Consider the following 21689-nt stretch of genomic DNA (forward strand, 5'->3'; position numbering starts at 1 on the left):
AGTAAAATTTTATTTTAGGCTCTGTTCCACTTGGTCTTAACGCTATTTTACTGCCATCTTCTGTATGGTAAATTAAAACATTAGATTTAGGAATATCTAGTGTAGTTACCTTTCCTGTAACTGTGTTTTTAGAGGTTGATAATTGGTAATCGTCTATTAAAATTACTTTAGAGTTATTAACCATTGTTAATGGGTTTTCTCTAGCATCTATCATCATCTGTTTTATCTCTTGTGCGCCTTCAATTCCTTTTTTAGTTAAGGAAATTAAGCGTTCTTTATATAAACCGTGTTCTATATATAAATTAATTAATTCTTGGTAAATAGCGCTTCCTTTTGCTTTAGCCTGTGCTGCAATTTCGCAAGCCAATAACGTAGCAGTAACAGCATCTTTATCGCGTACAAAATCGCCAACCATAAAACCAAAACTTTCTTCGCCACCACCAATAAAATCTAGTTCTGGAAAGTCTTTTATCATTTTAGCAATCCATTTAAAACCTGTTAAACCAATTTTTGTTTCTACATTATAGGCTTTGCCTAAAACACTCATCATTGGTGTAGAAACAATAGTGCTTGCTATAAATTGTTTGCCATTTATTTTATTTTGACTTTGCCATTGTTTTAGTAAAAAATCCGTCATTAATAACATGGCTTGATTCCCATTTAAAATAACCAATTCATTATTTAAATCTCTAACAGCTATACCTAATCTATCGCAATCTGGATCTGTACCAATAACAATATCACCTTTGGTTTTGTTAGCCAATGCAATTGCCATTTTTAGGGCTTCAGGTTCTTCTGGATTTGGAGAGACTACTGTTGGGAAATCGCCATTAGGTTCGCGTTGTTCTTCAACTATATTTACAGTTGTATAACCAGCTCGTTTTAATGTTTCTGGTACTGCAGTAATTGAAGTTCCATGCAGTGAAGTGAATACTATATTTAAATTTTCTCTCGCTTCCGCGGAAGTATTAAAGCTTCCGTTTTTTACTGATGCATTAATAAATACGTCGTCAACTTCTTTGCCTATATAATGGATTAGTTTTTTATTTGCATTAAATTTAATTTCGGCATAATCTATACTATTAATAACCGAAATAATTTCAGCATCTTCTGGTGGTACTAATTGTCCTCCATCTTGCCAATATACTTTGTAACCATTGTATTCTGGTGGATTATGCGATGCTGTTAAAACAATACCACAATGGCAGTTTAAGTGTTTTAAAGCAAAAGACAATTCTGGTGTAGCACGAAGGTCTTCGAATAAAAAAACTTCAATATTATTAGCCGAAAACACATCTGCAACCACTTTAGCTAAAGATTTACTATTGTGTCTACAATCGAAAGCTATAGCAACTTTTAATGTTTCGTTTTTAAAAACCTTGTGCATATAGTTACTAATGCCTTGTGTGTTTTTTCCTAAGGTGTATTTATTAATGCGATTAGTGCCAATTCCCATAACACCACGCATACCACCAGTTCCAAACTCTAAATCTTTATAAAAAGACTCTTTTAACTCTTTTGGGTTTGTACCAATTAAATCTTTTATATGGTTTTGTGTATTTATATCGAAAGCAGGAGTTAACCAAGTATTAACTCTGTCTAGTAATTCTGGCTCTATGTTTATCATGATAGTAATTTAATAGAATGCAAAAATAAGCATTAAATAAAAGTTAGAATTAACGTTGCGCTAATTTGACGTTTTATGGTTTAGGTTTAGTGCTTCCTTTACCAAATAGCGTTTTTTGTTTTGTTTAGAGCGTAAAATTATTTCACCTAAAAAACCTGCTACAAAAAACTGAGTACCAATAATCATGGTAACTAGTGCAATGTAAAATTGTGGTCTTTGTGTAATTAACCTTCCATCTGTATGAAAAAACAACTTGTTTATGCCTAGATATATTGAAAACACTAAGCCAATAGCAAACATAATAACACCTAAAGCACCAAATAAATGCATTGGTCTTTTACCAAAACGCGAAATAAACCAAATGGTTATTAAATCTAGAAAACCATTAATAAAGCGTTCCATACCAAATTTGGTTTCGCCATATTTTCTAGCTTGGTGTTGCACTACTTGTTCGCCAATTTTAGTAAAACCTGCGTTTTTAGCCAAAACAGGAATGTAGCGATGCATTTCGCCATTTACATCTATATGTTTAATAACTACATTTTTGTAGGCTTTTAGTCCACAATTAAAGTCGTTAAGTTTTACGCCAGATGTTTTACGTGCTGCCCAATTAAATAATTTAGAAGGTAAGTTTTTAGTAAACTTATTATCGTAGCGTTTCTTTTTCCAACCCGAAACGAGGTCGAAATTTCCTTCTATAATTTTATTGTAAAGTGCTGGGATTTCTTCTGGATTGTCCTGTAAATCTGCATCCATTGTAATAATTACATCACCTTTTGCTTTTTCAAAGCCAGCGTGTAATGCTTGAGATTTTCCAAAGTTTTTTAAAAATCTTATGCCTTTTACGTTTGTATCTGTTTTAGATAGGTTTTCTATGGTTTTCCATGAGCCATCTTTAGAGCCATCGTCTATAAAAAGTATTTCATAAGAAAAACGATTGGATTGCATAACCTTTGCAATCCAATCGTGTAATTCTGTGAGAGATTCTTGTTCGTTAAGTAGTGGTATAACTACAGATATATCCATGTATTGTTTGATAATTAATACTTCAAATATAAAACTATTATGCGTTTTCTGGGTTTCTTTTCATTATTAAAGCTACAATTAACCCGATAATTGAATAAAATGCAAGACTGCCAAATAGCCCGAAAAGTAAACTTTGAAGAGAATAAAGGTTAGGTTGGTCTTCAGCAGCCTCAACCGCTAAAGCTATTTGTTCTTCACTCATCCCAAAGTTTTGTAAAAGCCCTACTTGTGTGTCTAATGCTTTTTCTTGCATAATTATTGCAGCCTCAGCATCAATAAAATTGAAAAGTACATAATCTATTACTACTTTAATAAAAACTGCTAATGCTATAGTGATGAAAAAGGCAGTAAAAGCTTGTTTGAAAGTTATAAATCCGTTCAGTATTTTTTTTGCTTTGTAAACAGAAAAAAAAGCTAATCCTATAGTTAGAATAAATATTATAGAACCATATAAAAAGTTAGTTAGTAAATCTAGATTTACAACATAAGCTAAAATACTTGAACCAGCCAGTATTATAGCCAAATAAAGGCCATAATTAATTGCAGATGATTTAATTGTATTAGGTTGTAAAGTTTCCATATTTTTGTGGCTTAAAAGTTAATGTTATTAGTTAGTAGTCAAAGATAAATAAACGTTACATAAATAAGTTTTAATTATTTTTATAAAATATAGTGGAGATTTGTAAAAAATGACTAAATTTGCACCTCGAATTTAGAATACAAATAAAGCATATAGCGATGAAAAAAGATATACATCCAGAAAATTATAGACTAGTAGCATTTAAAGACATGTCTAACGAAGACGTTTTTTTAACAAAATCTACTGCTAACACAAGCGAAACATTAGAAGTTGACGGTGTTGAGTATCCATTAGTAAAAATGGAAATCTCTAGAACATCTCATCCATTTTACACTGGTAAATCTAAATTAATAGATACAGCTGGTCGTATTGATAAGTTTAAAAACAAATACGCTAAATTTAAAAAATAATTTAGTTTATAACATATATAAAAGCCTTTCAGTTTTACTGAAAGGCTTTTTTGTTTTCAGTAATTAAAGTATTTTTACAAAGTATAACATTAAAGTAATAAGTTTAAGAGCGTAACTCTTGTATGTATTTGAGTGATCAACTTTTAACTTTTAACTTTTAACTTTTAACTAAAAAATGAATTACATTCTCTTTGATGGTCCAGCAAGAAACCAATTGTTACCGTTTACTTATACAAGACCAGTTGCAGATATTAGAGTTGGTATTTTAACCATTCGCGAAAAATGGGAAAAGCATTTACTAGCAACTACAACTACGGTTACAGAAGAATATTTGTCTGTAAAATGGCCAATGGTAGAGATGGAAGCTAATGTGATGATTAATGCTTCGTTTTGTCCTACGGAAGTACTAGTAACAAAGATTAAAGATTTAAAAAAGAATCAAGCAATTTTTAAAGAGGAAGAAGTTATTGCTTTTTTTATTGAAGAAGGACAAGAAGATATAGATTTATCTACTTTTGATGCAATAGAGTTTGAAGACCAATTAATGATTATTGAACATACTTGGGATATTTTCTCCAAAAATGGAGAAGCAATAGCTCAAGATTTTGAGTTGCTTACTAAAGATAGAACATCTCAAACTATATCAAAATCTAATAATATAATTGCACCAGAAAACATATTTTTAGAAGAAGGTGCTAAAATGGAATTTGCTACGCTTAATGCAAGTGCTGGACCAATTTATATTGGAAAAGATGCTGAAATTATGGAAGGTAGCGTTGTTCGAGGACCATTAGCCTTATGCGATAATGCTACTTTAAAGTTAGCTACAAAAATATATGGACCTACAACTGTTGGTCCACACAGTAAGGTTGGAGGAGAAGTAAATAATTCGGTTTTATTTGGCTACTCTAACAAAGGACACGATGGTTTTTTGGGAAATTCTGTTTTAGGCGAATGGTGTAATTTAGGTGCAGATACAAATAATTCTAACTTAAAAAATAATTATGCTGAAGTAAGGCTTTGGGACTATGAAACCGAAGGTTTTGCAAAAACTGGTTTACAGTTTTGTGGCTTAATGATGGGAGATCATAGTAAATGCGGTATAAACACAATGTTTAATACTGGAACTGTTGTAGGTGTAAATGCTAATATATTTGGTAGTGGTTTTCCAAGAAATTTTGTACCTAGTTATAGTTGGGGAGGACATAGTGGTTTTACTACTTACTTAACTAAAAAGGCATTTGAGGTTTGTAAAGTAGTTATGTCTAGAAGAAAATTAGAGTTTACAGAAGTTGACCAATCTATTTTAGAACATGTTTTTGAAGAAACTAAAAAATATAGACGTCAGTAGTCGAATATGTTAGTATAAATTATTAAGGTGTTTCATAATGTATTACATTGCAAGCTTGTAATTTATTGTACGTACCTAATATTTAGAAATATAACCTATTTCAGCCTGCTTTTCTTTGGTGTCTTTTGATGTTTTTGTTAAATAAAACTTGAAAAATTCCCATATCGTTTTATAAGCAAACCTTTGTTTATAGTAGTTTTGTTAGTTTGCTATTTGTTAAACCAAAAAGAAAATAGCAAGCTGAAACTTAATAATATATTATTAGCAATAATTTTGTACACAATAGGAAATGTACTAATAATTGTTTTTTATGCATTATCCCAGTATTTTATAGTTTTAGGGATTACAGAAGAAACAAAGAATATTATAAAAACTTAATTATTTGCACACTACAAGTAGGTAATTATATCGCAATTATGAAAATATTTTTAACCAATAAACTCTATTTTTCGATATTATTTTTCGGTATTTTATTTCTAGATATTTATGTAAAATTAAATCTAGAAGCTATTCCATATAGAATAATAACAAAGCCACTTATTATTTTAGTGTTGTTATTATTTTTTATAAAAAATTATAGGAAATCACAATTAAAATCTAATTATGTTATTATTGGCTTATTAAGTTTTTTACTTGGTGATTTCTTTTTTATTTTTTATGATTTCATTCCTCTTTATATTGTAGGTATGGTATTTTTTGTGGCAGGTAAATTATGCTATGTAAAACGGTTCTCTAATCAAAGAGATTTTAACATGCTTAGTTTAGTGCCTTTTTTTGTAATGTGTTTTGCGTACATGGTTTTTATTATGATTTTGGTTTTAGATAACTTAGGTTCATTTTTCTTTCCTGTATTACTTTATTTATTTACATGTTTAATTTCATTGTTATTTGCATATTTAAGAAAAGGAGATGTAGATATTAAGAGTTTTTATATTGTTTTAGCTGGTGTTTTTATTTCTGTTATATGCGATAGTATTACTGTTATTCAATCTTTTTATTACGAAGATTTCCCATATCATAAAATGATAATAATGCTTCTTTATGGTATATCTCAATATCTTATTGTTATGGGATTATTGAATGAAGAAAAAAAAGCAGAAGACGTTTTTATTCTTTAGTAACGCGTTTTAAGTCTAAAAGATTTATTGGGTTTATGCCTAGATTACTAACATTTTGCTGTGTAAATCTTACCACCTCGTCGTAATACAAAGGTACAATTGGAGCTTCTTGCATAACTAAACTATCCATTTTTGTATAAAGTTGTTCTCTGGTTTTAGTATTTGTTTCAGTAAAAGATTGCATATATAAAGTATTAAATATTTCACTTTTAAAATGTGTATAATTAGGCCCATTTGGTGCAAAGTTGTCACTATAATAAAGCGATAAGTAGTTTTGTGCATCTGGATAGTCTGCAACCCAACTTGCTCTAAATAGATCTAAATTACCGTTAGCTTTTGCACTTTTTAATGTAGATGCAGGAATAACATCTACATTAACTATTAATCCTATTTTTTGTAATTCTCGTTGAATATATTCGCAAAAATTTAAATAATTACTTGTTGTAGTAATTGTTATTTCTGGTGTATTATTTCCTGTTTCCTCTTTAAATTGATTAATTAGTGCTTTAGATTTTTCAGGATTGTAAGTGTAACCAATAGTAGCACTATAACCTGGTAATCCTTTTGGAATAAAGCCACCATAAGCAGGTATGCCAATGCCATTACGTAGGTAAGTCATCATTTTTTGTCTATCAAAGCCATAATTTACAGCTTGCCTAATAAGTTTAGATTGCATTTCTGGAGTTTGAGAATCCATATAAAAAGCCAAATATTCTGTGTTTAAATAGGGACCACGAATCATGTTTATAGTAGATGCGTACTTGTCTCTTAATTCGCCTTTACTAGTTAAAATATCGTCTTGATAAGAAGCGTCGAGCGAATTTAAAAAATCAAGATTACCTTGAATAAATTGTAGAAATTCACTTTGCTTATCTGGTAAAAAAGTAATAGCTACTGCTTCTAAATAAGGGAGTTTTTTACCACTAATATCTTTTTCAAAATAATTTGTATTCTTTCTAAAAACAAGTTTAATGTTTTCTTCCCATCGTTTAAACTTAAAAGGTCCAGTGCCGATTGGGTTTGCTCTAAAATCCGTTCCATAGTGTGTTACTATTTCTTTAGGGACTACAGAGCAGTATTTCATGGTAAGCAAGCCTAAAAACGCAGGAAAAGGTTGCTTTAATTTAATAGTGAAAGTACTATCGTTTTCGGCATAAAAACGGTCTACTTTATTTAAAACCCAACGTCCAGAAGAAGCTATTTTTTTATCTATAAGTCTATTAAAGCTATACTCAAAATCTAAAGCTTTTACAGTTCGTGTAGAATCTTTTCCAAAGCGTTCATGCTTGTGATAATATACATTGTCTCTAAGTGTAAACGAGTAGGTGAGTGCATCTTGCGAAACAGTCCAGTTTTTAGCAATACAAGGCTGCACATTTAATGCATTATCCATCTGTACCAAACCGTTAAATAATTGGTTTACAGCCCAAATATCTGCGTTGTCTTTTGCAAATGCAGGATCTAACGAGCCAATATTTTTATGTTCGTTGTACCTAAATACTTGGTTTAGGTTTTTTTTGTCTTCTTTGCTTCCGCAGGAAAAAACAATAACAGTTAACAAGAGTAAGAGTAAGTGTTTTAGAGATGTGCTTAATTTTTTAATCATAATTATTTTTAACATTCTGGCTTTGCTTTCCAGTTTAATACTTGTTTTGCTTTCGCTTTAAAATAATGCAATAGTTAGAATTATAAAAAACAATTTAAATTAAAAATACGCCATCATATAACTAATTTGGTATTACTTGCAAACATTTACGTAAATTTGCAATCTTAAATAAAGTTGGAAGTAAATATAACGAATCTAACTTAGGAATAGCTTAATAATTTGACAGTAAATACTAAAAAGAAAGTCGCATTTTACACCTTAGGATGTAAACTTAATTTCTCTGAAACTTCTACAATAGCTAGAAATTTTAAAGATGAAGGTTTCGAGCGTGTTGATTTTTCTAAAACTGCAGATATTTACGTTATTAATACCTGTTCGGTTACAGAAAATGCCGACAAGCGCTTTAAAACTGTAGTTAAACAGGCGCAGAAAGCAAATGCAGATGCTTTTATAGCTGCGGTTGGCTGTTATGCACAATTAAAACCGCAACAATTAGCAGATGTTAATGGTGTTGACTTAGTACTTGGTGCTACCGAAAAATTTAAGATTACAGATTACCTTAACGATCTCACTAAAAACGATTTTGGCGAAGTGCATTCTTGCGATATTAACGAAGCAGATTTCTATGTTGGTAGCTACTCGATAGGAGATAGAACACGTGCCTTTTTAAAAGTACAAGATGGTTGCGATTATAAATGTACTTACTGTACAATTCCATTAGCAAGAGGCATATCGCGAAGCGATGAGCTGGAGAATGTGTTGAAAAATGCTAAAGAAATCTCAGAAAAAGGGATTAAAGAAATTGTGCTTACAGGCGTTAATATTGGAGATTATGGTAAGGGTGAATTTGGGAATAAAAAACACGAACACACATTTTTAGAATTAGTGCAAGCTTTAGACAAGATAGAAGGTATAGAACGTCTTCGTATTTCTTCCATAGAACCTAATTTATTAAAAAATGAAACTATAGATGTTGTAAGTAAATCTAGAGCGTTTGTGCCACATTTTCATATTCCATTGCAAAGTGGACATAATGACATTTTAAAGTTAATGAAACGTCGTTACATGCGAGAATTATATGTAGACCGTGTTGCTAAAATTAAAGAAGTTATGCCACATGCCTGTATTGGTGTAGATGTTATTGTTGGTTTTCCAGGAGAAACAGAAGCACACTTTCTAGAAACATATAACTTTTTAAACACTTTAGATATTTCTTATTTACATGTGTTTACGTATTCTGAACGTGATAATACAGAAGCAGCAAATTTTCAAGATGTTGTACCAAATAATATAAGAAGCAAACGTAGTAAAATGTTACGTGGATTAAGTGCTAAAATGCGTCGTGCTTTTTATGAAAAACAGATAGAAACTTCTAGATCTGTTTTATTTGAAAGTGAAAATAAAGCAGGTTATATTCATGGTTTTACAGGGAATTATGTAAAAGTGAAAGCACCTTGGAACCCAGAATTAGTAAATACAATACATCAAGTTAAGCTTACAAATATCGATGATGATGGTTTGGTAAGGTTTGAGTTTAAAAATATAATGGCATAAAAAAAACCAAAACATTAGTTTCGGTTTTTGTGTTTGTTATATTTTATGTGCCAATTAAATTCTCAATCCAACTGGTAATAATTTTTTGTATTGTCTATTACGTCTAATAAATTTAGCAATTTCCGGGCTTGTTGGCACGACACTTAAATTGCGTTCTTCAACATTTTCGAATACTAATTTTAAAAAATCGGCAGTAAAATTTTCGTCTGTAATACCTTCAGGTATTATTAATTTTGTTAAGAATATTTTTCGATCTTGTAAAGAATATTCAATTTTAGCAAAATGGTCTTCAGTTTTTATTTCGAATTGACGAAGAAAATCATTGTCAATCAATTCTGCAGCATCAGTCATATATAGTACGTTTAATTTATTGATAAGGGAATCAAATATAATGCCAACTATTTTATAGCTTTACACTTTGTAAAAATACATAAAATTATTCTAAAATAATTCTTTAATTTTGATAAAAGCCTATGAGTCAAGATGTAATACATATTTATTTAATGCCAGGCATGGCAGCGAATCCTTCAATTTTTGATAACATCTCTTTGCCCGAAAATCAATTTCAAATGCATAAGTTACATTGGGAAATTCCTTTAAAAAATGAAACCTTAAGCGATTATGCTTTAAGAATAACAAAAAAAATTAAACATACTAATGTTGTGTTATTAGGCGTTTCTTTTGGTGGAATTCTAGTTCAAGAGATGAGTAAGCATATAAAATTACGTAAATTATTTGTAGTGTCTAGTGTTAAAACAAAGCAGGAGTTACCAAAACGATTTAAAGTTTTAAAAGCAACTAAAGCCTATAAATTATTGCCAACACAATTAGCAAGTAACCTTGATCTTTTGGCTAAATTTTCGTTTGGAGATCTAATAAAAAAACGCATAGATTTATATAAAAAATATCTTTCTGTTAACGATAAATATTATCTAGATTGGTCTATAGAGCAAGTAATTAATTGGGAACAAGATCAAGTTATTCCAGAGGTTATTCATATTCATGGTGAAAAAGATTTAGTTTTTCCGCATCATTGTGTATCAAATTGTATTACTGTAAAAAATGGCACACACATAATGATAATAGATAAATACAAATGGTTTAACAAGAATTTGCCTAAATTAATTTTAGAAGAAAAAGAATAGTTTTTCGGTAAATTATTCTAAATTTATAAAAAACGAAATGATGATGAAAATTGTACAAAAAGGACTAGTAACAATAGGTTTAATATGCTTAGGATTGCTGTTTATTAATGCCTTCCAGAATGCACCAACAGACGAGAACTTAGAAAAGAAAATTATAAATGATTATAATGTTTACGCTTTACAAGTTCCAGATTATTTAGACTTTGCTGGTGAGCGCGTGCCTTTAGATAATCCAGATATTTTAGAACGTATGGATAAAGAGTTGTTGGTTAATACCTATTGGCAATCTAATGGGTTATTAATGTTTAAACGTGCTCAAAAATATTTTCCTATTATAGAACCTATTCTAGCTAAAAATGGTATTCCAGACGATTTTAAATATTTAGCAGTAATAGAAAGCGGACTTACAGATGCTCGCTCTCCAGCTGGAGCAAGTGGTTTTTGGCAAATAATGAAAGCTACTGGAAGAGAAAATGGTTTGGAGGTAAATGATAATGTAGACGAACGTTACAATCTAGAAATGGCTACGCAAGTGGCTTGCGACTATCTAAATAAATCTAAAGCATCTTTAGGTTCTTGGACTAATGCAGCTGCAGGTTACAATGCAGGAAACTATGGAATTTCAAAAAGATTGAAAGCTCAGAAAGTTGATAATTATTACGATTTACTTTTAGGACAAGAAACAGGTCGTTATGTGTTTAGAATAGTTGCTTTAAAAGAAATTTTATCGCACCCTAAAAAATATGGTTTTAATTTTAGAAGTAAAGATTTATATACTGCCATTCCAACCTATAAAGTCTCTATAGATACAGCAGTTACAGACTTTGCCGCATTTGCAAAAAATTATGGTATTAACTATAAAATTTTAAAAATACATAATCCATGGTTAAGAGAAAATAAGCTAAATAACGCTTCCAGAAAACAATATTTTATTAATATTCCAGAGAAAGGTTATTATTCTACAACACCATAAATTTTATAAAATAGTAAGATTTTTTCATTGTTTGTGAAAATTATAAATGAAAACAAAAATGGATTTACAAATAATTTTAATTCTAATAGTTGTAGGACTATTAGCAGGATTATTTAGTGGTATGTTTGGTGTTGGAGGAGGTGTAATTATGGTGCCATTAATGGTGTTTGCTTTAGGTTACACGCAACATCAAGCGCAAGGCACAAGTTTAGCAGTACTAGCTGTTCCAGTAACTTTTTTAGCAGCTTATACTTACCATAAAACAGGAGAGCAACCACTTAATTATAAGTATGCAATAGTTATTGCAGCCTGCTTTGTTTTAGGAGGTTATTTTGGAACTAAAATTGCTATTTCTATAAACGAAACACTTTTAAAGAAGATTTTTAGTATACTTTTAATAGTTGTGGCAGTTAGAATGTTTTTTAGTAAATAGTTTTTATAGAGTAATAAAAAAAGCCCACAAAAGTGAGCTTTATATAGTTTGTTATTTTCTTTCTTTAAAGTTTTATCTCCTAGAAGCTCTACGCTGTGCACGCATACTACCACCTTGCCCAAAATGTTTATTTGGTGCACCTTGAGCACGTTTCATATTAGCTTTCATTTCTTTTATTTGCTCTTTTAGCATCCCTTGTTTATCAAGTTTTTGAGCTTCGTTTATTAAAATACTAGCTTCTTGTTTTTTACGCTTTGAAAAAGCTATTCCTGCTAAATTTAATTTAGCCATTGCCATATCTTGATCCATACTTAAACCTAAACCAACTGCTTTTTTAAAGTACTTTTCAGCGAGATTCATATCGGTTTGAGAAACCATTATACCTTGTAAATAGTTAAAGTAGCCTTGCTGTTTAGTTACTAAAGCTGCTTCAGGGTTTTTTATTTTATTCAACCATTTTTGTGCACCAGGAAAATCTTGCTTTCTTAATTTTAAAAACGCAAGTAAAATAAATTCATTTTTAAAATATAGAAACACAAAAATTAAAGCTAAGAAAATAAGCATAATACCATTTCCAATACCACCTTCTGTAAACTGCCAAACAGCTGTTGCTAAAATTAAACCTGCAATTATTAATTTAAATACTTTATTATACATTATTATATTTTTTTATTGTTTTTTTTAACGCTGACCATGTTTCTCGCGTTATATTTGTGTTTTAAGACTACAAAGAAACTCATTTTTTCTGAAATAGCCACAGTTAAAAATTGTATTTATGCTTCAGTTTTAGACTAAAAACAATTCATAACAAAATATTTTTAAAATAAGGTTTGCGGAATAAAAAAGTCGTTGTATATTTGCGCTCAGTTTTGGGGATTACTCAAAATTAATTAGATAGATTTTACAATTCAGATTTAAAAAAATAAGACAATGCCAAAAAGAACGTTTCAGCCATCAAAAAGAAAGAGAAGAAATAAACATGGTTTTAGAGAAAGAATGGCTTCTGCTAATGGTAGAAAGGTATTAGCTCGTAGAAGAGCAAAAGGAAGAAAGAAAATATCTGTTTCATCTGAAACTAGACACAAAAAATAATGATTAACAATTGTTAATATATTAAAGGCGTTACTTAGGTGTAACGCCTTTTTTTATGTCTAAGATTTACTATTTTTGTATCACGAAATAAATAATTACAATGCCAAAAAAACCAAAACTAAAATCAATACTAATTATAGGCTCAGGTCCTATAGTAATTGGTCAAGCCTGTGAGTTTGATTACTCTGGAACACAAGCTTTAAGGTCTTTAAGAGAAGACGGAATTGAAACTATTTTAATCAATTCTAATCCAGCAACTATCATGACAGATCCTTCAATGGCTGACCATGTTTATTTGTTGCCTTTAAATACAAAATCGATAGTTAAAATCCTAAAAGACCATCCACACATAGATGCTGTTTTACCAACAATGGGTGGACAAACGGCGTTAAATCTATGTATAGAAGCAGATGAAAAAGGAATTTGGAAAGATTTTGATGTAGAAATTATAGGTGTTAATATAGACGCTATTAATATTACAGAAGATAGAGAAAAATTTAGAGAGCTAATGCTTAAAATTGGAGTGGCTATGGCACCTCAAGCTACAGCAACATCTTATTTGAAAGGAAAAGAAATTGCTCAAGAATTTGGATTTCCTTTAATAATTAGAGCCTCATTTACTTTAGGAGGAGCAGGAGCATCTTTTGTTTACAAAGAAGAAGATTTCGACGAGTTATTAACACGTGGTTTGGAGATTTCTCCAATTCACGAGGTCATGATTGATAAGGCCTTAATAGGCTGGAAAGAATATGAGTTAGAGCTACTTAGAGATGCTAATGATAATGTTGTTATTATTTGTGCTATCGAAAACATGGATCCAATTGGTATTCATACAGGAGATTCTATAACGGTTGCACCAGCAATGACGCTAAGCGATAAAACGTATCAAAAAATGCGTGATATGGCAATCCATATGATGCGAAATATTGGTGATTTTGCAGGTGGTTGCAATGTGCAGTTTGCAGTAAGTCCTGATGAAAATGAAGATATAATTGCTATCGAAATTAATCCTCGTGTATCGCGTTCTTCAGCATTGGCAAGTAAAGCAACGGGTTATCCTATTGCTAAAATAGCAGCAAAGTTAGCATTGGGTTATCACTTAGACGAATTACAAAACCAAATTACAAAATCGACTTCGGCATTATTCGAACCTACTTTAGATTATGTGATTGTTAAAATACCACGATGGAATTTTGATAAGTTTGAAGGTTCAGATAGAACTTTAGGACTTCAAATGAAATCTGTTGGAGAAGTAATGGGAATTGGTAGAAGTTTCCAAGAAGCACTTCATAAGGCAACACAATCTCTCGAGATTAAGCGTAATGGACTAGGAGCTGATGGTAAAGGCTATAAAGATTACGATCAAATTATAGAGAAACTTACCAACGCAAGTTGGGATCGTGTGTTTGCAATTTATGATGCTATTCAAATGGGAATTCCATTAAGTCGCATATACGAGATCACTAAAATAGACATGTGGTTTTTAAAGCAATATGAAGAATTGTATTTCTTAGAAAAAGAGATTTCAACTTTTACAATAGATACAATAGAAAAAGATTTATTACTTGAAGCGAAGCAGAAAGGTTATGGAGACAGACAAATAGCACACATGCTAAAATGTCTAGAAAGCGAAGTATATAATAAAAGAGAAGAACTTCGTATTAATAGAGTCTATAAGTTAGTAGATACTTGTGCTGCCGAATTTGAAGCAAAAACACCTTACTATTATTCTACTTTCGAAAGTGATGTAGAAACAGCAGATGGTATCCGTTTTGCTGATAATGAAAGTATTGTTTCAGACAAGAAAAAAGTTATTGTTTTAGGATCTGGACCAAATAGAATAGGACAAGGTATTGAGTTCGATTACTGTTGTGTTCATGGAATTTTAGCAGCCGCAGAATGTGGTTACGAAACAATTATGATTAACTGTAATCCTGAAACAGTTTCTACCGATTTTGATACAGCAGATAAATTGTATTTCGAACCTGTATTTTGGGAACATATCTACGACATTATTAAGCATGAAAAACCAGAAGGTGTCATTGTACAACTTGGTGGACAAACAGCTTTAAAACTTGCTGAAAAATTAACTAAATATGGTGTTAAAATATTAGGGACAAGTTACCAAGCCTTAGATTTAGCAGAAGATAGAGGACATTTTTCTTCATTATTAAAAGAACTAAAAATTCCTTATCCAGAATTTGATATAGCAACAACAGCAGACGAAGCTTCTGCAATTGCAGATGTTTTAGATTTTCCAATTTTAGTAAGACCATCTTATGTGCTTGGAGGTCAAGGCATGAAAATTGTAATTAATAAACAAGAATTAGAAGAGCACGTTGTTAGCTTATTAAGTCGTATGCCAGGAAACCAATTGTTACTTGATCATTATTTAGATGGAGCAATAGAAGCAGAGGCAGATGCTATTTGCGATGGTGAAAATGTTTACATCATAGGTGTTATGGAGCATATTGAACCTTGTGGTATTCACTCTGGAGATAGTAATTCTTTATTACCTCCTTTTAATCTAGGACCTCTTGTAATGCAACAAATTATAGATCATACTAATAAGATTGCTTTAGCGCTTAATACTGTAGGCTTAATAAACATACAGTTTGCCGTAAAAGACGACATGGTATACATTATTGAAGCCAATCCTAGAGCTTCAAGAACGGTTCCATTTATAGCAAAAGCTTATGGTGAGCCTTATGTAAATTATGCGACTAAAGTAATGTTAGGAGAGAAAAAGGTGACAGATTTCGATTTTAATCCACAACTAAATGGTTATGCTATTAAGCAACCAGTATTCTCTTTTGATAAGTTTCATAATGTAAATAAGAAATTAGGACCAGAAATGAAAAGTACTGGAGAAAGTATCTTATTTATTGATGATTTAAAAGATGATGAATTTTACAGTTTATACTCTCGTAGGAAGATGTATTTAAGTAAGTAAATACACTAAAAGAGTTCTAAACACATTTGAAAATAAACACACCTAATCATGTTTTTTTTTTAATATCAATAATATTCATGTATTTTAATAGAAAAAGAACTAATTTAGCAAGCGTAAAAAATAAATTTAATGCTACGTTTACAGAAATTGAAATCTAATTCGAAGATGGGTGTAAAAAAAAGGATGTTGATCACTCTTACTTTACTTGCAAGTATGAGTGTTTTCTCACAAAAAGAAATTTTTGAAGTATGTAGAACAGGCAGTTTGGAAGATATTGCAAAGTTGTATGAGGAAGATAATACTGTAATTAACAAAATCAATGAGAATGGTTATTCTACATTAACATTGGCATCTTACAGTGAAAACATTGAAGTTGTCTCTTTTTTGGTAAATAAAGTAAAAGATATAAATGGCAATAGCGATTATGGAACACCTTTAATGGCTGCTACTTATAAAGGAAATGTTGAAATAGTAGAATTGTTGTTAAATAATAATGCTATTACTGATTTGCAAGATCAAAAAGGAGAAACGGCAGCTCATTTAGCAGTAATGTTTAAAAAAATAGAAATTTTAAAGCTTTTAGTTGAAGCTAAAGCTGATTTTGAAATAAAAAACAACAATGAAAAGTCACCAATAGATTATGCAAAACTGTATAATGATAATAAAATTAATGAATTACTTAAATTATAGTCTATGAAAAAAATTACAATTTTTACTTTTTTAATAGCGACAAGTTTGTCGTTTTCTCAGGTAATCTCGTCTGGAGAAATAATACTTGAAGCTGGACGTTCCGTCCAATTTGATGTAAACACTACCACAAACATTGTTACTATGACAATGAAGTTTCCGGAAAACACTTGGTTAGGTGTTGGTATTAGTCCAGATATAGCTTTAGGTCAAGATATGGGAGACCAAGATGACGATGCTATTATAGGTTTAGCTACTGGTATTGAAGATAGAAATATGAATGCAGGAACAGGATTACCACCTGTTGATACAAACGATTGGTCTGTGACTAGTAATACTGTTGCTGCTGGAGAACGTACAATTATAGGAATAAGAGCAAGAGACACTGGTAGCTTTGAAGATTTTGTTTTCCCTAATACAGAAGTTAGTTTTCCTATGATATATGCTAAAGGAGGAGCTACTTTTGGATATCATGGATTTGGAAATTATGGTATGGCTATGGCTACCTTAGCAACTTTAAGTACTCCAGAGTTTGAAGCAATTTCAAAATTATCAATCTTTCCTAATCCAAGTAGTAATGTTATGAATATAACTATTCCTACACTAATCGACGAAGGTTTAAAAATGGAAGTATTTGATGTTTTAGGAAAGAGAATACACACACAACAGTTAACCGATTTATCTTCTAAAGTTAATATCTCAGAATGGAATAGTGGATTGTATTTAGTAAGATTATCGTCTTCAAACCAAGATATTTCACTAACTAAACGTTTTGTTAAGTTGTAGTAACAATTTAACTTGTGACGTCCTGAAATAGCGTTACAAAATTAATAAATTAAAGGTAGTGATTTTATATCACTACCTTTTTTGCTTTTATATTGTTTTCTTTTGATTGTCTTTTGTTTATGCATTTGATTTGGAGTCAGCATATAATTAGATAAATGTGGTCTAAAGTTATTATAAATTTCTACAGCATTTTGAACCAGTTTTGTTTTAATTTTTAGATTAGTATCATACTTATCAATATCAAATTCTTGTTTTAAAATGCCATTAATCCTTTCTGCAATTGCATTTTCATAAGGATCGTATTGTTCTGTCATACTTGGCTGAATATGATTTTTATCTAATAACTTTTGATAGTCATTAGAACAATATTGTAATCCTCTATCGGAATGATGAATGATGAGTTCTTTTTTGTAAACTCTGTTTTTTAGCGCCATTTCTAAAGCAGATAAATAGCCCTTTACATTTAAACTATCACTCACATTATAGCCTACAATTTTCTTAGAATATGCATCTGTTATCAACGCTAAATAGCTTGGGTTTTTCCTGTTTCCAATATAGGTGATATCACTTACCCAAACCTGTTCAGGTCTTGTAAAGTCTATATCTTTAATTTGGTTTTTATGCTTTCTAAAACGATGATGAGAGTTTGTGGTGATATGATATTTCTTTTTAGTCTTAATTAGCATTTGATTGGCTTTAAGTAATTTATCTCTACCAACATTCAATTCTCTTAACTCATCTTCTAGTAGATAATACAATTTTCTAGTGCCAATCTTAGGCATTAAAAGACGTTTTGATTTGACTAATGCTATAACTTGAAAACTCAATTTTAGTTTTTCTTTTGTCAATTTAATATCACGATAATAGACCTGTCTATCAAGCCCAAGTAATTCACAGGTAGCTGTTAAGCTTTGTTTGTGCTCATTGGAGAAGTGTTTAATTACTTAGGTTCTTACTTTTTTCTAATAGGAATATTAAATTCTTTTTCAGCAATATCAATCATCATATCAAAGAGAATGACTTTTTTATCTGCTCTCTCTGCTAAATATTCTGCTCTATTTTTTGTTTTTCAAGTAATTTAACCTGTTGTTCTAACTCTAAAATACGTTGTTCAGGTGTTTTTGAAATATCTTGCTTAATTGTATATTGATAATCAAAGTTACCATATTTTTTCAACCAATTTACAACAGTCTTTCGGCATTGAATACTATAGTGTTTTGTAGCAGCTGTAGTAGATATTCGACCTTGCTCAATATCTTTTACTAATTGTAATTTAAAACTTAAACTGTAATCTTTCTGTGTTCGCTTTTTGTAATTTGAATCTTGTATTTCCATAAATAAATAATGTTAGCTGTAACACTATTTCAGGACGAGACAACTTATAAAGTAAAAGTCTTCACTATTATTTATAGTGAAGACTTTTTTTATGAGACAGATAATCTTATTTATAACAATAAAAGACTAATTTATTTTACTTTTTTGAAAGCATAAAACTATAAGTAACCGCTATTTCTTTCGAAAGCTTTTTACGCACTGCTTTTGGAATTTTTATATCAAAATCAGCAACATTCATCTTTAAATCTCCTGATATTGAAATGGTATTATCGTTAGGCATCAATATATTTAATGTTTTGTTTTCTAGTACTTTAGTTTTTCCGTGAAAAGTTAAAGAGCCATTAAAAGTAACAGTAGTTGAGTTGTTACTTAATTGTTTTAAATCAAAATTAGAAATAGTACCTTTAAAGGTAGCTTTAGGATAATCGTCGGATTCAGCATAGTTTTCATTAAAATGTTCTTCCATTAGTGCATTTTTAAATCGAAAACCTTTAACTAATACTAAAGCTGCAAACTCACCATTTTCAGTGTTTAATATGGCAGTTGTATTTTTGTTATTAGCCTTGACCTCTTCAAATGCTAGTAAAGAAGATTCAAAAGTTACTACACCCGTTTTTGTAATGTATTTATCTTGAGCAAAACATATGGATGTAAAAAGTAAAATAAATGCTAGTGTTATGTATTTCATGTGTTTGTTTTTATATTTTTAAACATGTTCGTTTCTTAGTTAAATGTTTCTTGATATAAAACAAATAGCATGCCATAATTTATTTTAATTTTCTAAAAAACCATCTACCTGCCACTGTATAACCAAATCTATAAGGTCTTGTGGTAATTTAGGACCTCCAATTGGCATTGCTCCAGATTCACCTGTTTCTCTTGAAATTCGACCTATTAAATTACTATTATTAACAGAGTTTACAACAGCATTATAAGTTGTTAAAGAATTTGGAGCACCATTAACAGGAGGATCGTTATGGCAAAAAGTACAATTATTTACCATTATGGGTTGTATATGTTGCGTGTAATTTATACTTTCTTCTGGTTCTAGTATTATAGGTTCTAACAAATCTTCTTCGGTAACGTTTGAACAAGATGTTAATATTAATAAAATAATAAAGGGTATATAGTTGTTTTTCATAGCTTATAATTTAAAATACTCGGCTTAAGTTAAATCCAAAAAAAATATCACCATCACTCCAATCTCCTGTTGCTTGACCTAAAAAACCATTGGTGTTCATGGCTTGAGAGTTAGAGAAATGCATTTGAAACACGTGTCCTCCAGTTTCTAAATCGACACCAATAGATAATGGGTTTTTAAAAGGAGACGTACTAGAACGGTTTAAATGCCATCCATAGTCTGCATTTAGAGACCAGCGTTTAGCTAATTTATATCGACCACCAAAGCCTAAAGCAAATTGCGAATTATCCTGATTATTATCGACTACAAAGTTGTCGTGAAAAAAAGTAGGAGCTAGTTCTAAAGATAAATCTTTATTAATTTTTCGAGCTATTAAAAACTGTGCAGTATAACCTAATCTATTTTTAAACTCTAGTTTTGGTAAGTTAGCTTTCTCTAAAGCAGTATTTACTGTAATTGAGTTGTAGCCAACTAAAGTTAATAATGAGCCATTTTCTTTTTGTTTTATTAATCTATATTTTATTGAAGATTCGTATATTTTTAGAAACGAACTTCTAGAAACACTTATATTAATGTTCTCTGTTAAACCATAAATAAAATTTAGTCTTGTCACAGCGTCATCTAAACCAAAGAAGCTATCAATTCCATTTTCAATACTCCCAAATCTATGCGAGACAACAAAAGTTAACTCATTTTTAGCAGTTAGTTTTGTGGATTCAAAATTCACAATTTTAAGCCCTTTAAAAGTTGCAGTTGCGAAGTTGTCTTCTGGAGAAACTTGATCTATTTCATTTAATAAATTGTCTTGAGAAAAGAGAAGTACAGGAAATAAAAAGAGTGATAAAAAGAGTTTTTTCATTATTTAGTTAATTTATTAGTGTGCATTGGTCCAATTTAACTTGTTCCAATAAATCATCGTAACCTATACAACGACCTTTTATAGTTATTTGTTTATTTAATTGTAATAAACCTGTTGACATTGACTGCGAAAAACTACAGAAAATTAAGTCGTTTAAAGTAAGGTCTGTTGTATTGATTTCTGAAACTTCACCTTTAATTACTATGGTTTTATTCAAGTACTTGGTTTCAGAATCTTGTATGTTGTTTTTAAATTCATCAGACAGTGATTTTGAATCAGTCGTAAAAACTGCAGACTCATTACTTATATTTCTGTGATCTTGATATATGTAATTATAGGCAAAAAAAGATGCTATTATAATAGCAACAAATATAAGTTGTAGTTTCTTTTTCATAGTATTATTTCTCATTAACGAAGTTACGGTTTTTTAAGGTAATTGTTTATGCTTATTTGTGAAATTAATAATTTTCAGGTAATTCAATTTTAACCTTATAATTTTTTAATTGTTCAAGATAATCTTGATGAGAAAAATCTTGATGATCAAATTCTGCTTGCCTTAATTTTTTTGTTTCTATACGTTTTAGAGCTTTTAAATAACGCTTTACTTCGGTTTTATCATTTAAAATTAAGCCAGGGACTTCTTGAGAAGCACCTTTGTCATCTTTTGCAACCATTGTAAAATATGATGAATTACAATGTTTTATTTTTCCTGTTTGAATGTGCTCTGCTTCAACACGTATGCCAACAACCATAGAAGTTCTTCCAACAAAGTTAACCGAAGCTTTCATGGTAACCAATTCACCAACGTCAATAGGATTTAAAAAATCTACAGTATCTACAGATGCAGTTACGCAATACATTTTAGAATGTTTACTAGCACACGCAAATGCAATTTGGTCCATTAAACTTAGGATATAGCCACCATGTATTTTTCCACTAAAATTAGAGTGAGACGGTAGCATCAGCTCTGATATACTAATGCGTGATGCATCTACTTTTTTGAAAGTTTTCAT

Annotated in this window: 24 protein-coding genes; 11 read left to right on the forward strand and 13 right to left on the reverse strand. The window is 30.3% G+C overall.

The features are described 5' to 3' along the window. The 3 genes from Q0C58_RS08120 to Q0C58_RS08130 form a co-directional block, all read right to left on the reverse strand. A partial coding sequence (locus Q0C58_RS08120) for a phospho-sugar mutase (protein WP_290699835.1) occupies positions 1-1627 on the reverse strand: 1627 nt, incomplete at its 3' end. Positions 1628-1687: 60 nt separating this feature from the next. Continuing rightward, on the reverse strand, positions 1688-2653 hold the full coding sequence (locus Q0C58_RS08125; protein WP_290699837.1) for a glycosyltransferase family 2 protein: 966 nt from the start codon (positions 2651-2653) through the stop codon (positions 1688-1690). 37 nt (positions 2654-2690) lie between these two features. Next, complete coding sequence (locus Q0C58_RS08130) at positions 2691-3233, reverse strand: DUF4199 domain-containing protein (protein ID WP_290699839.1); 543 nt, start codon at positions 3231-3233, stop codon at positions 2691-2693. 158 nt (positions 3234-3391) lie between these two features. On the opposite strand from Q0C58_RS08130, the gene Q0C58_RS08135 reads away from it, so the two are divergent. From Q0C58_RS08135 to Q0C58_RS08145, 3 genes are all read left to right on the forward strand, one after another. Further along, a complete protein-coding gene (locus Q0C58_RS08135) occupies positions 3392-3643 on the forward strand; it encodes a type B 50S ribosomal protein L31 (protein WP_290699841.1) in 252 nt (83 codons plus the stop codon). A 175-nt stretch (positions 3644-3818) separates the two neighbouring features. Continuing rightward, on the forward strand, positions 3819-4994 hold the full coding sequence (locus Q0C58_RS08140; RefSeq protein ID WP_290699843.1) for a GlmU family protein: 1176 nt from the start codon (positions 3819-3821) through the stop codon (positions 4992-4994). 416 nt (positions 4995-5410) lie between these two features. Beyond that, entirely contained in the window at positions 5411-6112 is a 702-nt protein-coding gene (locus Q0C58_RS08145; RefSeq protein WP_290699845.1) for a lysoplasmalogenase family protein, read from the forward strand. Here Q0C58_RS08145 and Q0C58_RS08150 read toward each other — a convergent pair. Continuing rightward, a complete protein-coding gene (locus tag Q0C58_RS08150) occupies positions 6102-7718 on the reverse strand; it encodes an ABC transporter substrate-binding protein (RefSeq protein ID WP_290699847.1) in 1617 nt (538 codons plus the stop codon). The two genes, Q0C58_RS08145 and Q0C58_RS08150, sit on opposite strands and share 11 nt — an antisense overlap. A 219-nt stretch (positions 7719-7937) precedes the next feature. Here Q0C58_RS08150 and mtaB point away from each other — a divergent pair, with 219 nt between their 5' ends. Next, positions 7938-9272 (forward strand): tRNA (N(6)-L-threonylcarbamoyladenosine(37)-C(2))-methylthiotransferase MtaB, encoded by a 1335-nt coding sequence (gene mtaB / locus Q0C58_RS08155; RefSeq protein WP_290699850.1) that lies wholly within the window; start codon positions 7938-7940, stop codon positions 9270-9272. Between the two features lie 54 nt (positions 9273-9326). Here mtaB and Q0C58_RS08160 read toward each other — a convergent pair whose 3' ends face one another. Further along, entirely contained in the window at positions 9327-9623 is a 297-nt protein-coding gene (locus Q0C58_RS08160) for an N-acetyltransferase (protein ID WP_290699852.1), read from the reverse strand. Positions 9624-9745: 122 nt separating this feature from the next. Here Q0C58_RS08160 and Q0C58_RS08165 point away from each other — a divergent pair, with 122 nt between their 5' ends. Genes Q0C58_RS08165 through Q0C58_RS08175 form a run of 3 tightly spaced genes read left to right on the forward strand, consistent with a single transcriptional unit; the run spans position 9746 to position 11823 of the window. Continuing rightward, positions 9746-10417, forward strand: coding sequence for an alpha/beta hydrolase (locus Q0C58_RS08165; RefSeq protein WP_290699854.1), 672 nt, complete (start codon positions 9746-9748; stop codon positions 10415-10417). A 43-nt stretch (positions 10418-10460) separates the two neighbouring features. Continuing rightward, entirely contained in the window at positions 10461-11390 is a 930-nt protein-coding gene (locus Q0C58_RS08170; RefSeq protein ID WP_290699856.1) for a lytic transglycosylase domain-containing protein, read from the forward strand. A 58-nt stretch (positions 11391-11448) separates the two neighbouring features. Beyond that, the gene (locus Q0C58_RS08175) at positions 11449-11823 is read left to right on the forward strand and encodes a sulfite exporter TauE/SafE family protein (RefSeq protein ID WP_290699858.1); all 375 of its coding nucleotides are present in this window, start codon (positions 11449-11451) and stop codon (positions 11821-11823) included. Between the two features lie 72 nt (positions 11824-11895). Here Q0C58_RS08175 and Q0C58_RS08180 read toward each other — a convergent pair whose 3' ends face one another. After that, positions 11896-12480: a DUF2892 domain-containing protein gene (locus Q0C58_RS08180; RefSeq protein WP_290699861.1), complete on the reverse strand. Its 585-nt coding sequence runs from the start codon at positions 12478-12480 to the stop codon at positions 11896-11898. A 273-nt stretch (positions 12481-12753) separates the two neighbouring features. On the opposite strand from Q0C58_RS08180, the gene rpmH reads away from it, so the two are divergent. The 4 genes from rpmH (at position 12754) to Q0C58_RS08200 (ending at position 17341) form a co-directional block, all read left to right on the forward strand. Next, positions 12754-12915 carry a 50S ribosomal protein L34 gene (gene rpmH, locus Q0C58_RS08185; RefSeq protein WP_028281753.1) on the forward strand — a complete coding sequence of 54 codons (162 nt, stop codon included), beginning with the start codon at positions 12754-12756 and terminating at the stop codon, positions 12913-12915. Between the two features lie 100 nt (positions 12916-13015). Then, positions 13016-15868 (forward strand): carbamoyl-phosphate synthase large subunit, encoded by a 2853-nt coding sequence (gene carB / locus Q0C58_RS08190; protein WP_290699869.1) that lies wholly within the window; start codon positions 13016-13018, stop codon positions 15866-15868. 213 nt (positions 15869-16081) lie between these two features. Continuing rightward, positions 16082-16558 carry an ankyrin repeat domain-containing protein gene (locus Q0C58_RS08195; RefSeq protein ID WP_290699871.1) on the forward strand — a complete coding sequence of 159 codons (477 nt, stop codon included), beginning with the start codon at positions 16082-16084 and terminating at the stop codon, positions 16556-16558. A 3-nt stretch (positions 16559-16561) separates the two neighbouring features. After that, positions 16562-17341 (forward strand): T9SS type A sorting domain-containing protein, encoded by a 780-nt coding sequence (locus Q0C58_RS08200; protein ID WP_290699874.1) that lies wholly within the window; start codon positions 16562-16564, stop codon positions 17339-17341. A 41-nt stretch (positions 17342-17382) separates the two neighbouring features. Here Q0C58_RS08200 and Q0C58_RS08205 read toward each other — a convergent pair whose 3' ends face one another. The 7 genes from Q0C58_RS08205 to Q0C58_RS08235 all read right to left on the reverse strand — a co-directional run bounded on the left by Q0C58_RS08205 (position 17383) and on the right by Q0C58_RS08235 (position 21689). Then, on the reverse strand, positions 17383-18282 hold the full coding sequence (locus Q0C58_RS08205) for an IS3 family transposase (protein ID WP_290699914.1): 900 nt from the start codon (positions 18280-18282) through the stop codon (positions 17383-17385). A 100-nt stretch (positions 18283-18382) separates the two neighbouring features. Beyond that, complete coding sequence (locus tag Q0C58_RS08210; RefSeq protein WP_290699877.1) at positions 18383-18676, reverse strand: transposase; 294 nt, start codon at positions 18674-18676, stop codon at positions 18383-18385. A 136-nt stretch (positions 18677-18812) separates the two neighbouring features. Then, positions 18813-19364, reverse strand: a complete 552-nt coding sequence (locus tag Q0C58_RS08215) for a YceI family protein (RefSeq protein WP_290699880.1) — start codon at positions 19362-19364, stop codon at positions 18813-18815. Positions 19365-19448: 84 nt separating this feature from the next. After that, on the reverse strand, positions 19449-19817 hold the full coding sequence (locus Q0C58_RS08220) for a hypothetical protein (RefSeq protein ID WP_290699883.1): 369 nt from the start codon (positions 19815-19817) through the stop codon (positions 19449-19451). A gap of 10 nt (positions 19818-19827) precedes the next feature. Continuing rightward, positions 19828-20676 carry a DUF5777 family beta-barrel protein gene (locus Q0C58_RS08225; protein ID WP_290699886.1) on the reverse strand — a complete coding sequence of 283 codons (849 nt, stop codon included), beginning with the start codon at positions 20674-20676 and terminating at the stop codon, positions 19828-19830. A gap of 7 nt (positions 20677-20683) precedes the next feature. Then, positions 20684-21085, reverse strand: coding sequence for a hypothetical protein (locus Q0C58_RS08230; protein WP_290699889.1), 402 nt, complete (start codon positions 21083-21085; stop codon positions 20684-20686). 49 nt (positions 21086-21134) lie between these two features. Next, the gene (locus tag Q0C58_RS08235) at positions 21135-21689 is read right to left on the reverse strand and encodes an acyl-CoA thioesterase (protein ID WP_290699892.1); all 555 of its coding nucleotides are present in this window, start codon (positions 21687-21689) and stop codon (positions 21135-21137) included.

Origin of the sequence: Lacinutrix sp., assembly GCF_023299985.1 — a bacterium.
GTDB lineage: Bacteria > Bacteroidota > Bacteroidia > Flavobacteriales > Flavobacteriaceae > Lacinutrix.

Bases quoted from the DNA above. Each gene is read 5' to 3' on its own strand.
- Q0C58_RS08195 (WP_290699871.1), top strand. From the start codon at position 16,082: ATGAGTGTTTTCTCACAAAAAGAAATTTTTGAAGTATGTAGAACAGGC.
- Q0C58_RS08140 (WP_290699843.1), top strand. From the start codon at position 3,819: ATGAATTACATTCTCTTTGATGGTCCAGCAAGAAACCAATTGTTACCG.
- rpmH (WP_028281753.1), top strand. From the start codon at position 12,754: ATGCCAAAAAGAACGTTTCAGCCATCAAAAAGAAAGAGAAGAAATAAA.
- Q0C58_RS08215 (WP_290699880.1), bottom strand. From the start codon at position 19,364: ATGAAATACATAACACTAGCATTTATTTTACTTTTTACATCCATATGT.
- Q0C58_RS08235 (WP_290699892.1), bottom strand. From the start codon at position 21,689: ATGAAAACTTTCAAAAAAGTAGATGCATCACGCATTAGTATATCAGAG.
- carB (WP_290699869.1), top strand. From the start codon at position 13,016: ATGCCAAAAAAACCAAAACTAAAATCAATACTAATTATAGGCTCAGGT.
- Q0C58_RS08175 (WP_290699858.1), top strand. From the start codon at position 11,449: ATGGATTTACAAATAATTTTAATTCTAATAGTTGTAGGACTATTAGCA.
- Q0C58_RS08225 (WP_290699886.1), bottom strand. From the start codon at position 20,676: ATGAAAAAACTCTTTTTATCACTCTTTTTATTTCCTGTACTTCTCTTT.
- Q0C58_RS08125 (WP_290699837.1), bottom strand. From the start codon at position 2,653: ATGGATATATCTGTAGTTATACCACTACTTAACGAACAAGAATCTCTC.
- Q0C58_RS08180 (WP_290699861.1), bottom strand. From the start codon at position 12,480: ATGTATAATAAAGTATTTAAATTAATAATTGCAGGTTTAATTTTAGCA.
- Q0C58_RS08145 (WP_290699845.1), top strand. From the start codon at position 5,411: ATGAAAATATTTTTAACCAATAAACTCTATTTTTCGATATTATTTTTC.
- Q0C58_RS08160 (WP_290699852.1), bottom strand. From the start codon at position 9,623: ATGACTGATGCTGCAGAATTGATTGACAATGATTTTCTTCGTCAATTC.
- Q0C58_RS08130 (WP_290699839.1), bottom strand. From the start codon at position 3,233: ATGGAAACTTTACAACCTAATACAATTAAATCATCTGCAATTAATTAT.
- Q0C58_RS08150 (WP_290699847.1), bottom strand. From the start codon at position 7,718: ATGATTAAAAAATTAAGCACATCTCTAAAACACTTACTCTTACTCTTG.
- Q0C58_RS08220 (WP_290699883.1), bottom strand. From the start codon at position 19,817: ATGAAAAACAACTATATACCCTTTATTATTTTATTAATATTAACATCT.
- Q0C58_RS08135 (WP_290699841.1), top strand. From the start codon at position 3,392: ATGAAAAAAGATATACATCCAGAAAATTATAGACTAGTAGCATTTAAA.
- Q0C58_RS08210 (WP_290699877.1), bottom strand. From the start codon at position 18,676: ATGGAAATACAAGATTCAAATTACAAAAAGCGAACACAGAAAGATTAC.
- Q0C58_RS08165 (WP_290699854.1), top strand. From the start codon at position 9,746: ATGAGTCAAGATGTAATACATATTTATTTAATGCCAGGCATGGCAGCG.
- Q0C58_RS08200 (WP_290699874.1), top strand. From the start codon at position 16,562: ATGAAAAAAATTACAATTTTTACTTTTTTAATAGCGACAAGTTTGTCG.
- Q0C58_RS08170 (WP_290699856.1), top strand. From the start codon at position 10,461: ATGAAAATTGTACAAAAAGGACTAGTAACAATAGGTTTAATATGCTTA.
- Q0C58_RS08230 (WP_290699889.1), bottom strand. From the start codon at position 21,085: ATGAGAAATAATACTATGAAAAAGAAACTACAACTTATATTTGTTGCT.